Here is a 12536-nt window from a genome sequence, read left to right on the forward strand (position 1 = left end):
GACGCAGCGCGTTGAATGTCCGGAAAGTACAGCCGGCTTAGTTCTTCAACAGTTTTTCCGTCACCGCATCGAGATCGGCCTTCTTGATCAGCCCCAGTTTTTTCTCGATGACCTTGCCGTTGCGGTCGATGAATAGCGTGAAGGGCAGGCCGCCCTTGGTATTGGCCAGCGCCTGCATCAGCGGGATGCCTTTTTCCTTGGCAACGAAGACTGGATAGTCCATTTCGTAGGCCTTGGCGAATTCCCTGGCCGGTTCGGCCTTGTCCTCAATGCCGATGCCGAGGACCTCGATCTTGCCCTTGTGGGCAGCGCGAAATCTGATCAGTTCGGGAATCTCGGCCCGGCAGGGACCGCACCAGCGGGCCCAGAAATTGACGACCAGCGGCTTGCCCCTGTAGCGCTCCAGCGCCACCGGTTTGTCGTCGAGATCATTGAGCGTGGCGGCGAACAGCGGGGCCGAGGAGGGTTGCTCCTGGGCGGCACTCAAGGTCGAAAAAAGGGCAAGAACCAGGGCGGACAGAAGGTTTTTCAAGGCAGATCGCCACGGCGGAAAATGAAGTAGCCGATGGTAGCACTGAGCAGGCCGAGCGCCGCCGGGTAGGCCAGCGCGAAAACCTTGTAGCCGGCCACCCCGAAGAGGTCGAGGATGACGTAGGCGGAGGGGCCGAGGACGATCAGTTGCGGATCGAACAGGGCCAGCGCGGCGGTCCGGAATACCTGCAAGGGGTTGGCCAGGGCCAGCGTGACGGCGAATTCCGGCGAGACCTTGCCCTGGATCATCACGCCGAGCAGGATCAGGTCGAGGAAGAGCAGCAGCACCAGCCAGACCATGAAGGCGGCGCCTTGCGCCATGTCGGTGGTGCGGGCGACGGCCGAAATCAGCATGCCGATACCGAGGAAGCACATCGCCATCACGGCGAGCAGGGCGGTGTAATAGCCGAACATTTCCCAGGGTACTTCGATGCCCTGAATGGTCGCCCAGCCGACGGCACCGAGCATGGCCAGAAAAACCGGGGCGAAGACGACGATGTAGCGGCCGACGATCTTGCCCCAGAACCAGGCGGAGAGCGAGACGGGCAGCGACAGCAGGTATTCGAAGACGCCGGCTTCACGGTCGCCGGCCACCGAACGCACCGTCGTGATCAGCACGAAAATCGGCAGGATGGCCATGGTCAGCTGAATGTAGGTGACGAGCAGGCGGGACAGGCCGATGAAGCCGAGGACCCGCGATTCGGTCAGGCCGAACAGGAAGAGCAGGGCGACGATGCCGCCGAAGACCAGGGTGTAGATCTGAAACCAGCGGGCGCGCAGGGATTCGACGATATCGAGTTTGGCAGTCAGCCACAGTTGCTTCATTTATTTGCCTTTGGCCAGCGTGTGCTGGCGCATGTCGGTGAAATCGAGGCTGCCGGGCATCGGAATGGAGACGGCAGCGAAGTTGTAGCCCATCGGCGAGGTCTTGGTAATGAAATGCGCCCGCTTCGGGTCCAGCCAGTTCATTTGTTCCCGGCTCTTGCTGTTGAAGTCGGCCACCCAGATACGGGTGGCTGGGTCGGCCAGCCACGGGTAGCGGTCGACCTTCTCCTTCAGCCAGAAGGCCAGGCAGCCGGGATCGTCGAACTTGAATACCGTGTTATCCGGTCCGCCACGCACCTGGGCGGCAAACCGGCGGTCGGAGATGACCATGCTGCAACGGACGCAGGTGTCGCGGTCCCATTTTATTTCGGCCATGCCTTCCGGCCAGTCATCCTTTTTGCAGCCGGATAGGGCGGCGGCGAGCGGCGTCAGCAACAGGCCGCCGATGCCGAGCCGGCCGAGAAATTCGCGGCGCTGGCTATTGCACATGATCAGGCCTTGGTTTCGGCCAGCGACAGGTCGCTGACCAGCCCGGTGTACCGGGAAACGATGCCGAGGAAACGCAGTCGGTCCGGCCCGGCGATCTCGCCTTCCCACACCCGGTTGTCGTCGCGGCTGGTGAATTTCCAGCCGTCCAGTGCTTTGGCGAAGGCCGGCTCGAAGCGCTGCAGCACGATACGGCAGTTGAGGACGGCGGTCAGCGAAACCGCATCGGTGACCTTGTCGTCGAGCACCACCTTGCCGGTATCCATTTCGATTACCCGATTGACCAGCGACGATACTTCGTCGAGACGGTGGCTGGAGATGATCATCGTGGCATCGTCGAGGCGCTCGGCCAGCAGGTCGAAGAAAATCTTGCGCGCTTCGGGGTCGAGATTGGCGGCCGGTTCGTCCATCACCAGCACGGTGGCGTTGCGACCGAGGGCGATGGCGATCAGCAGCTTCTGTTTCATGCCACCGGACAGGCGCACGAATTGCCGGGACAGAATGCTGTCGAGGTCCAGCCCGAGCCGTTTGGCGATCTGGTGGATATGCCGCGGGTCGGTGCCGCACAGTGCGGCGGAGAACTCGATCAACTGGCCGACCGGCATTTTCAGCGGCGGCGGCAACTGCGGCACGAAGCCGATATTGCCGAGCACCTCGGTGCGGTTGCTGCGCGGGTCGAGGCCGTTGATGCTGACGCTGCCTTCGAAGGTGTATTCGCCGAGCAGGCAGCGGATCAGGGTGGTCTTGCCGGCGCCGTTCGAGCCGATCAGCGCGACGCGCTCGCCGAGGCCGATATTGAGGTTGATGCCGTCGAGCACGCGAGCCCGGCGGAAATTCTTGGCAACATTGGTGAACTGGATCATGGCTTCAATTATAGGGAGGCTGCTGCGTTCGACTTTGAATTTTGATCAAAAATCAGAGCAGCTTTTGTAGGCCCTTGACCTCGAAGGTCAGCGAACCGGTTGGGCAGGCGTCGACGCAGAGTCCGCAACGGGTACAGTCCGGCCCGATGGGAACTTCGAGATCGACGGCCCGTCCCTTGATGACGGTATCCAGCACGTGCGGCACCAGACAGACTTTGCGGCAATCGCCCTCGTGGAAGCAGCCGTCGAGCTTGTACTTGATGCGGACCGGCGAAATGATGCCAACCACGCCGTAGGTCAGGCCGATCGGGCAGGCGTAGCGGCACCAGGCGCGGCGTGAAAAGAAGACCTCGAAGAAGAGCAGGGCCAGTACCCAGAGCAGGGCCAGGCCAGGACCATAGACCAGGGCGCGGGAGACGATGCCGGTCGGCGAAATGGCTTCGTAGACGGTGTAGCCGGTGCCCAGGGCGAGCAGTGCAAAGATGACCCAGAACACGGTGCGCAAGCGGCGGTCCATGGTCTGGTCGGTGACCAGCTTCTTCTTGGCGAGGAAGAGATGCAGTTTTTCAGCCCATTCGGCCAGCAGGTGATAGGGGCAAACCCAGGAGCAGAAGGTGCGGCCGCCGAGCAGTCCCCACAACAGCAATACCGTGCCGGTCCCGATGATCAGATTGTTGATGATGTGCTTGTGGGCCAGCATGACCTGCAGGGCCGAGTTGAGATCGATCAGGTGGAAGCCGACAAAACGGGAAGCGGTCAGCGCTCCTTCGAGAATCTGGATATCGAGGGAAAACGACAGGGTGAACAGCAGGTTGGCGGCAATCAACGTGATCCAGCGGCGGTTGCGCCACTTGTTCGATTTGACTTCGTGCGCCCGCAGATGGCTCTTGGTGGCCTGTAGATCCTGCTTGTTGGTCATCCGCTTCATGATGTGCACTTGCTGTGCCCGCTCGGTGATTTTCTCCGGCTTCCGCGGTTCCCAGCCGAACATGATCTTGATCTGTTCGGTAAATCGGCGCTTCAGAACGTCGCTCATATTTTCCAGACCTCGCCGGCTTCAATGGTGATGCAGGCCGGCTCGACCGGGCAGATCATTTCGCATACGCCACAGCCGACACAGGGTTCATGGACGACGGGCGATTTGTGCTGGCTGCCATTCGGCGCCATGACGGTTTCGATCGAAATGGCCCCCTTGATTGGACAGGCCCTTACGCAGAGGTCGCATTCGAGAAGGTCGTAGGGGTGCTCGCTGACCTTGATCGGCTTCCAGCGATCGACATCCATATAGCGCAGTTCGCCGGTGAAATCGGCGCCCCGGGCCTGGCCTTTGAAGCCCTTGCCCTGGACGGCCAGACAGGCTTCCGGCCGACTCAGGCGGGCCACGCCAATACGCTCGGTCATGTTCAGCGTCGGCTCGGCATCCTTTTCCTTGGCTAGCAGGATCGGCTTGGCCTTGAGTGCGGCACCGGCCCGCACCGCCAGGAAATCCGGCTTGTGGTAGGTCAGTGAGCCGGTCGGGCAGGCGAGAATGCACTGCACGGCGTCGCAGGAAAAGTCGCAGGCCTGGCGGCGGGGATCGATATAGGGCGTGCCGACGCCCATGCCATCGACCAGATCGGCCAGCTTGATGGCCGATACGGGGCAGACCTGAACGCACTGACCACATTTGATGCAGCTGCCGAGAAAATCTTTCTCGTCGAGCGCGCCGGGCGGCCGCAGGCGCTTCTTCTTTGCGTAGATCAGCGGCAGGAAACCGGAGAGTGCGGCGCCCAGGACGCCGCCGGTGAGCAGCGCGGTACGCAGGAAACGGCGGCGGTTGGTCTGCCGTTTTGCTTTGGAAAGCGGCGGCGTCGGTCCGGCGACCGGCGCGTCGTCCTTCTCGTTCTCGCTCATGATTGCGCTACCCTCACAGGTTTGACGAAGCGTGGCTTTTCATCACGCAGAATCAGGTCGGGGGCCGAGAATGGGGCCAGGCGTTCGAGAAAATCGAGCAGTTCCATGACCGGCGAACTACGGAAAAAGCGGGCAACCGGCATTTCCACCCAAATCTGGTCGGTGTAGGAATACAGGCCGTGGGTCTGATCGCCGTAACCGTCGCCGTCACGGTCGAAACCCTGGTAGTCGTCCCAGTAGTTGCCTTGCCAGAAGTTCTTCGGATTATTGTTGTTGTCGCCGCGGCCACCGTAGGTGACCTGCGTGAGATTGCCCTCGAAGACGTTGTCGACCATGTTGTTGCCGCCGGTTTCGCTGTTGAACAGGATGCCGATGCCGTTGTAGGCCAGACGGTTGTTGCGGATCTCGATGGTGGCATCGGGCTGGAAGGGCGAGAGGTCGGAGCCGATGCCGACACCGCAATAAATGATCTCGTTGTTTTCGATGATCGTTCCCGAGGCTTCCTTGAAGCCAATGCCCATGCCGGTGGCGCCGGTGGCGTGGGAGATCACGTTGTCGCGGACGACGCCGCCCTCGGTGTACATGAAATAGACACCGACCGCGTTGTCGTAGAACTGATTGCGCTCGACGACATTGTCGTTGGCGAACATGAAGTGAATGGAGTAGCGGCTGCGCCGGCCGAGGTTCTCGCGAAAGACGTTGCGGTGCGAATACCAGGCGACCATGTCACGCGAATCGATGATCTGATTCTTTTCGACGACGTTGTCGTTGCTGTACCAGAGGCGCAGGCCGTCGCCGCGCACGCCGAGTTCGAAAGCTTTGGAGCGGATTTCGTTGCCGCGAATCAGATTGTGGTTCGACTGCTTGAAATCGAGACCGAACAGGCAGTTGTCGGCCTTGATATTCTCGATCACGTTGTTGTTGCCGCGCACATCCAGACAGGAGTCGTCGGTGTCGTGCGAGTCGCCGGAGCCGGTCAGGTGCAGTCCGCGCAGCACGGTGTTGCTGGCATTGAGGATCATCACCGTGCCCTTATCACCGGAGTCGATGGTGACCTGCCCATTGCCCTCGATGGTCAGCGGCTTGTCGATGACCACCGGTCCGGCATAGACGCCAGGCGGCGGCTTGAGCACCGAACCCTCGGGGGCCTGGTCGACCAACTCCTGGAACGGCTTCAGGCCATGCACCCGCTTGTCGCGCTCATGCAGCATGAAAGTCTGCTTCGGGCGGTCGATGCCGACCCGTGGCGCGGTGCTCAGGTCGGCATTGGAGCCGCGTTCCTGCTGCGTGTTGCCGGAGGAAAAGGCAAGGATCAGTGCCGTCGCCAGACCGACCTTGCCGAGTTTGCTCAGTGTGCGCATGGCCGCTTACTCGGCCTTGCCTTCACGCAGTTGCTTGCGACGGATCAGCAGGGCCAGCATCATGCAGACGAAAATGATGACCAGCAGGCCAAAGCCCCAGTACGGATAGGAGAAGGTCGAGAACTGCGCGACCTTGCCTTCGCCGAACACCGTCGGCATGAATGGCTTGACGGTGAAGGCGCCCCACGGATGCATGTTGTGGCCGAAGAACCACAGCCAGCCGGCGTAGGTAATGACGAAAAAGACCGGCAGCAGGGCGGGGACCAGGGCGAGCAGCAACTGGAAGGGCCGTATCTTGGCGACGCCGGCAATGACAATGCCCATCACGGCGAGCAGACCGAAGATGACGACTTTCGAGATATTGCGAACGTTGTCGCCCCATACCTTGATCCGCTCCATGTCCTTGAAGAAGGTGCCGGATTCCTGCATGTAGGCCTGGACATGGCTTTCCAGGTGGCCCATGACGAATTGATCGACGATCATCCACGCTGCCACGGCGGCGAATCCCGCGCTCAAGGTCGTCAGGCGGGCTTTCTTGGTGGTCGTCACGAAGGCCAGCATCATCACCGCGAAGAAGCCGAAGAAGAACTTGGCCAGCGGCTTCTCGACCGGGGCGCCGGTAGCGATCGGGTACATCCCGACGTAGTGATTGATGGTGTTCATTTCATGGACGCAATCGAGACCTTCGGCGCCCTTGTTCAGGTCTTTCTTGTCGTCGGTGATCGGGTTGTAACGTTCGTCTTCATGGGCGAGGTCCTTCTGGATGATCTCGCCGGCCATCCGCGTGCCCTTGCCGGCCGCCGTGCAGCCGTTATAGACACCGTCGAAATGGAAGTGGATGCGGATGCCGTCCGGGAAGGCATCGGGCGGGTAATTCGGAGCGGTCAGGGAAACCCACCAGATCGGCGCGAAATAGGCGGCGATCAAGGCGATCAGGGCGATCAGGCTCAAGCCACCGACGATTTTGTTCTGCTTTTCCATGTTTGCTGCTCTCTTTGTGTTCTCGTGCATCTCTATCCCTCCCACTTGAACGGGGAGGTGAAGAGGGGGAATGAGTTCATGCACTGATCAGCAAACTCATCCCCTCCCTGTTCCGCCTTTTCGGGGCGGGGCAAATCTTACTTCTTCTTGCCGGCTTTCGGCTTGCACATGTTGCCCGGCATCACCAGGCTGGACTGGTAGGCGGAAATCGCCACCAGTTGGTCGTTGGTGTAGGGCTTGATGATCTTGACCATGTCCGGGTTGGCGTTACGGCGGTGACCATCGCGGATTTCAGTCATTTGGCGCAACAGATACTTGTAGTGCTGACCGGCGATCACCGGGTAGAACTTGTCCTTGACGCCTTCACCGTTCTTGCCGTGGCATTCGAGACACTGCTTTTCATACAGTTCCTTGCCCTTGGCGACCTGCGTGGCAGCGTCGGCACCTTCGTATTTGCCATGTTCGATCGGGATGCACAGGCTTTCGATGTAGGCGGCGGCATCGGCCAGTTCCTGCGGATCGGTCAGCGTCGCGGCAAACGGGTACATCGTCGGATTGTCGCGGGTGCCGGCACGGATGTCGGCCATCTGCTTGATCAGCACGGTCGTGTGCTGGCCAGCCAGTTGCGGGAAGGTGCCGTCCGGGCGACCGGCGCCGGAGGGCAGGTGACAGGCGCCACAGACTTCATAGGCTTCTTCGCCACGCTTCTTGTCGCCCTTGAGCTTGAGGGCTTCGGATTTTTCGCCCTCGTCGGCATTCCATTTGTAGTCCTTGCTCTCGATGCCGCCATGTTTTGGCGCGGGAGGTCCGGCAAAGGCGATGCCTGCCGAGAGCAGACCGATCAGTAGTAATGATGTTTTCATGGGTGGTGTCCTTTGTGTGCAGGTAAAGCGGAACGCGTGAATCATTGTCGTTGGATCAATATCAGCATTCCTTGATACACGTCATACGCCTTGGTGGCAGGGCTTTTTGTCTTACTTGAGCTTTACGAGGTACTCGGATATCGCCTTGATTTCCTCGTCATTGACCAGATGCATGACGCCTTTCATTGCCGCGGTTTGGCCATTGTTACGGGCGCCGCTCTTGATGTCCTTCATTTGCTGTTCGGTGTAGGCAGCATTCTGGCCGGCGATTTTCGGGTAGTTCGGCATCAGCGGCTTGTCGCCCTTTGGGCCGTGGCAGGCGTTGCAGGTCTTCTCGGCGAACAGTTTGGCGCCATCCGGAGCAGCGATTACCGGGCTGGCAACCAGCGCGGCGGCGATCAGAGACATAATGAATTTCATGGTTTTTCCCTATTTTAAGAAACCGGAAGGTAGGTTAATTGCCACCCCCCGGTTCCTGCCTTAAGTCAGATCAACTTTTCGGACTTACTTGACCTTCTTGGCGCCGTTCTGTTCGAGATAGGTTTTGGCACGCAGACCGATGTCGGCGGCTTTGACCTGGTATTGCCAGACTTGCTCGGCCCACAGATTGGCCTGGTCCCAGTCCTTCTTGGCGGCAGCGGCTTCGTGCTTTGTCTTGGCTTCCTTCATGCGGTTGAGCTGGTCGGTTGCATCTTCGACCATCGCCACGACATCCGGGAAGTCCTTGTAATTCACGCTGGTGATGTAGCCGACCACGGAATCGATGACGACCTGGGTATCCACCACCTTCTTCACCGTCGCCTTATAGTCGGCTTCGGTGTAGTTGGCCTTGGCGCTTTCCTGCGTCTTGCCCGGCTTCCAACCCTTCGGCTTGACCAGCAGGTAACCCTGCATTTCAAGGTGGAGCGCGGAACAGAACTCGGTGCAGTAGTACGGATAGACGCCTTCCTTGTCGGCCTTGAACTTGACGGTCACCGTCTTGCCCGGCTCGATGGAAGCATGGACGTTGTAGGTCGATACCGCGAAACCGTGGGTTTCGTCCTGGGCCCGTTCGAGGTTGGTCAAATGGACGGTGATTTCGTCGCCCACTTCAGCCTCGATCGTTTCCGGGGTGATGTGCGAACGGATCAGCGTACCGAAGACTTCGATCTTGTTGCCCTTCTTGTCGGTATGTTCCTCACCGGCCCGGACCGCGCCCGGATTCGGCTTGTCGGTACGGCTGTTGGTGCCGACCTTGTAACGAACGCCCGGCTTCAGCTTGGCCGCTTCGATGGCGACGACGTAGTGCGGCTCACCCAACGGCAATGGCATGTCGTAGAGCAGTTGCATCTTGTCGTTGCTGATGTCGATCAACTGGTGGTTCTGCGGATGCAGCGGGCCAACCGGGTTGAAACGATCGATCGACAGCTTGTTCAGCGCCACCAGATAGCGCCCCTTCGGATCGGCCGAGTCACCTTCCATGGTCATCAGGTGACCGATGTTGTAATGCACGGAGATCTTGTCGAGCACCTTGCCGTCACAGTGATTCCATTTGACGACTTGCGAATCGACATAGAGCGAGGTGTAGGCGATACAGGGCTTGCTGTCGTACTGGGTGTGCAGCGGGCCGAGGCCGAGCTGGACCTGGGTATGCAGCGCATCCTTCATGCCGATCACCGGAATGCCGTACGGATCCTTGGATTCGAACTTGTTGGCCTTGATCGCGGCCTGGATCTTCTCGAAGGAATAAACCGAGACGTGGGTGTCGAGCTTGCCGGCGACGGTCAGGAACTTGCCGTCCGGGGTGACGTCGACGCCGTGCGGCGACTTCGGTTCCGGAATCAGGAAGAGGATGCCTTCCTTGATGGCCGTTTCCATCATCAGCACATTGTGGCCGTTGATCTTCTTGGCCTTGCCGGCAGCGACCAGTTCGGCCGCCTTCTTCCAGTTGATCACGTGCAGATAGTCGGTGTCCTTGGCGGAGCAACCGGCTTCATACGGCGGACGACCCTTCTCGATGCCGCCGACGTAACGCTCGGAACAGAACGAGTTGGTGAACGACCAGCCATCGGACGGGCCTTTACCGGCATCCGACAAATCCTGCGAGTAGGGCGGCAGTTCGAGCGAGAAGGAATTCTTCACGTCGATGCGGCCTTCCTTGCGATCGAACTTCCAGTAGGTGATGCCGCCGCGATACTTCTCGTTGAACTCTTCGAGCGGGAAGAACTTCTTGTTCTCGAGCGGCGAAGCGTACTGGGCGGCTTCGATGATGTAATCGGTGTTCGGGGTAACGAAAGCGCCACCATGCTCGGACTTGAAGATCGGATTGACCACGATCTGCTTGGTCTCGAAGTCGCGCAGGTCGATCACGGCGAGGCGCGGATTGGCCTTGTCGTTGATGAACAGGAACTGACCGTCGTACTTGCCCTGGGTTTCGGAAATGGCCGGGTGGTGCGTATCGCCCCAGTTGATTTCCTTGCCGTCGATATTGCCCTGGCGCAGCACGGCCTTCGATTCTTCATCGAAGCCATAACCCTGCCACGGTTCCGGCGTGAAGACGCCGATGTACTTGAGGATGCGCATCGACGGAATGCCGTAGACGATGACCTGGCCAGACTGGCCGCCCGAGCTGAAGGCGACGAAATCGTCACGCTTGCCGGTCGGGACGTAGGTCTTGGACGCCGCCAGCAGATCCTGCTGGCTCAGGCCACGGCGCTTCATCACGTCCTGCAGCGACTCGGCTGCCCATGCCGACGTGGCTGCGCCGAAGCCGATCCCCGCCGCAACCGCCAGCAGAGTCGATTTGACTGCAAATTTTTTCATTTGAATCTCTCCCATGAATCGAGAAGTTGAACTTCCTACCCCTATTGCTGCAGGGAAAATATTCCTGCGGCAATTTGTCGCACTGGTCGGAGTATGGGTGCAGAGAGATAAATAAGTAAGCGGAAATATACTGATTTTTGGGGTAGGAAAATTCCTACAACATGGCCCTTAATCGGGTTGTTCATCCGCTCCATGGACCAGCTTGTGCCGGATGGCGTAATGGATCAATTCGCCGGAATTGGCCAGCCCCATTTTTTCCTGGATCCGGGTCTTGTGGGTACTGACGGTCTTGACGCTCAGATTAAGCGCGTGTCCGATCTCGGTGACGCCTTCGCCGCGGGCCAGTAGCAGAAATACCTGGTATTCACGGTCGGACAGGCCGGTGTGCGGCAAGCCGCTGCTTTTGCCGGTCAATGCTTCCATTGCCAGTTTTTCAGCCACCGCCTGATTGATGAACAGGCCACCGCTTGCCACCTTGCGGATGGCTTGTACCAGCTGGGTTTCCGCATTGTCCTTGCAGAGATAGCCGGAGGCGCCGGCCTTGAGGGCGCGGACGGCGAAGATATCTTCCTTGTGCATGCTGAGGATCAGAATGGGCAGTTTCGGAAATTCGCTCTTGATCTGCTTGATCAACTCGATACCGCTCTTGCCCGGCATCGACAGGTCGAGAAGTAGCACGTCCCAATTCCCGGAACGCACCAGGGCGAGCGCTTCGTTGCCGTCGCAGGCTTCGCCGGCCACCTCGATGTCGCCACTGTCCTGCAGGATGTGTTTCAGCCCGGCCCGGAGAATGTCGTGGTCGTCTGCAATCAATATCCGGATCATTACTTTCTCTCGCGGTCTTTGGGGAAATGCGCCTCGATGCGCGTTCCTTGCCCCGGGTGGCTGATGATTTCGATATTCCCACCCAGTATTTTCACTCTTTCCTGCATGCCGAGCAGCCCAAAGGTCTTCTTGTGGCCAGTCGTATCGAAGCCGCAACCGTCATCTTCGACGCATAGCCGGATTTCGTCTTCACCATCGTCGATCTGGACGCTCACCCACCCAGCTGCTGCGTGTCGTGCAACGTTGGTCAAGGATTCCTGGACTACCCGAAAGATCGCCGTGGCCAGTGGTTCGCCGATGTCGAATTCCTCGCGGTTCATGGCAAGCGTACAGGCGATGCCGGTGCGCTCCTGATATTGACTGACGTGATGTTCAATGGCCGCAGCCAGGCCGAGCACATCGAGCATGCCGGGGCGAAGTCCTTCGGAAATCCGGCGCACCGCGTTGATTGTCAGTTCCACCAGACTGTAGGCCGCTTCCGCCCGTTCGACCACCGACGGTCCGAGTTGGCTGGCTTTTTCCTTCAGCCAGCCGATGTCGATGCGCAATGCAGTGAGTGCCTGACCGAGCTCGTCGTGCAATTCACGGGCGATGCCGGCCCGTTCCTCTTCCCGGACGGTTTGCAGAAAGCCGGCCAGTTCCTGCAACCGGCTTTGCGACTCATGGAGGCTGGCCTGCGCGTCGAGCAACTGGGCCGTCCGTTCTGCGACGCGTTCTTCGAGGCGCGATTGCAGCTGGCGTAGTTCGACATGGGTGCGTACCCGGGCCAGCACCTCTTCCGGTTGGTAGGGTTTGGCGATGTAGTCGACTGCCCCCAGCTCGAAACCCTTCAGCTTGTCCCCCGCTTCGTGCAGGGCCGAGAGGAAAATCACCGGAATGTCATGGGTCCGCGGGTCGTCCTTCAGCCGTCGGCAGACCTCGTAGCCATCGATCCCGGGCATGCGAACATCGAGCAGTATCAGATCGGGCGGGCTGGCCTGGGCCGAGCGCAAGGCCATCCGTCCTTCCAGCGCCGGGCGCACCGTGTAGCCGGCGTGGGCCAAGAGCTGGGAGAGTAGTTCGAGGGAAGCCGGCGTGTCTTCGACGACCAAAATTTCGGCGTTCAT

The 12536-nt window shown here is 59.8% G+C and carries 13 protein-coding genes; all 13 read right to left on the bottom strand.

The genetic code is table 11. The annotated features are described in order from the left end of the window. Positions 1 to 37: 37 nt before the first annotated feature. Positions 38 to 532, bottom strand: coding sequence for a TlpA family protein disulfide reductase (locus ACLIKD_RS06475; protein ID WP_226419485.1), 495 nt, complete (start codon positions 530 to 532; stop codon positions 38 to 40). Continuing rightward, entirely contained in the window at positions 529 to 1356 is an 828-nt protein-coding gene (locus tag ACLIKD_RS06480) for an ABC transporter permease (protein WP_226419486.1), read from the bottom strand. Before ACLIKD_RS06480 ends, ACLIKD_RS06475 begins: the two co-directional genes overlap by 4 nt. Further along, entirely contained in the window at positions 1357 to 1845 is a 489-nt protein-coding gene (locus ACLIKD_RS06485) for a hypothetical protein (RefSeq protein ID WP_428827646.1), read from the bottom strand. A 2-nt stretch (positions 1846 to 1847) separates the two neighbouring features. Next, positions 1848 to 2705: an ABC transporter ATP-binding protein gene (locus ACLIKD_RS06490; protein WP_428827647.1), complete on the bottom strand. Its 858-nt coding sequence runs from the start codon at positions 2703 to 2705 to the stop codon at positions 1848 to 1850. Between the two features lie 52 nt (positions 2706 to 2757). After that, the gene (locus ACLIKD_RS06495; protein WP_428827648.1) at positions 2758 to 3741 is read right to left on the bottom strand and encodes a NapH/MauN family ferredoxin-type protein; all 984 of its coding nucleotides are present in this window, start codon (positions 3739 to 3741) and stop codon (positions 2758 to 2760) included. Next, positions 3738 to 4598, bottom strand: coding sequence for a 4Fe-4S dicluster domain-containing protein (locus tag ACLIKD_RS06500; protein ID WP_428827649.1), 861 nt, complete (start codon positions 4596 to 4598; stop codon positions 3738 to 3740). Before ACLIKD_RS06500 ends, ACLIKD_RS06495 begins: the two co-directional genes overlap by 4 nt. Further along, positions 4595 to 5959, bottom strand: a complete 1365-nt coding sequence (gene nosD / locus ACLIKD_RS06505) for a nitrous oxide reductase family maturation protein NosD (RefSeq protein ID WP_428827650.1) — start codon at positions 5957 to 5959, stop codon at positions 4595 to 4597. Before nosD ends, ACLIKD_RS06500 begins: the two co-directional genes overlap by 4 nt. 6 nt (positions 5960 to 5965) lie before the next feature. Further along, a complete protein-coding gene (locus ACLIKD_RS06510) occupies positions 5966 to 6940 on the bottom strand; it encodes a hypothetical protein (RefSeq protein WP_428827651.1) in 975 nt (324 codons plus the stop codon). Positions 6941 to 7077: 137 nt separating this feature from the next. Beyond that, positions 7078 to 7803 (bottom strand): c-type cytochrome, encoded by a 726-nt coding sequence (locus ACLIKD_RS06515; RefSeq protein WP_226419493.1) that lies wholly within the window; start codon positions 7801 to 7803, stop codon positions 7078 to 7080. Positions 7804 to 7914: 111 nt separating this feature from the next. Then, the gene (locus ACLIKD_RS06520; protein ID WP_226419494.1) at positions 7915 to 8223 is read right to left on the bottom strand and encodes a c-type cytochrome; all 309 of its coding nucleotides are present in this window, start codon (positions 8221 to 8223) and stop codon (positions 7915 to 7917) included. 84 nt (positions 8224 to 8307) lie between these two features. Beyond that, entirely contained in the window at positions 8308 to 10605 is a 2298-nt protein-coding gene (nosZ, locus tag ACLIKD_RS06525) for a Sec-dependent nitrous-oxide reductase (protein ID WP_226419495.1), read from the bottom strand. 168 nt (positions 10606 to 10773) lie between these two features. Next, on the bottom strand, positions 10774 to 11430 hold the full coding sequence (locus ACLIKD_RS06530; protein ID WP_428827652.1) for a response regulator: 657 nt from the start codon (positions 11428 to 11430) through the stop codon (positions 10774 to 10776). Then, positions 11430 to 12536 (bottom strand): ATP-binding response regulator, encoded by a 1107-nt coding sequence (locus ACLIKD_RS06535; RefSeq protein WP_428827653.1) that lies wholly within the window; start codon positions 12534 to 12536, stop codon positions 11430 to 11432. The genes ACLIKD_RS06530 and ACLIKD_RS06535 overlap by 1 nt, the downstream gene beginning before the upstream one ends.

The sequence above is a fragment of the Azonexus sp. IMCC34842 genome, assembly GCF_050368855.1.
GTDB lineage: Bacteria > Pseudomonadota > Gammaproteobacteria > Burkholderiales > Rhodocyclaceae > Azonexus > Azonexus denitrificans_A.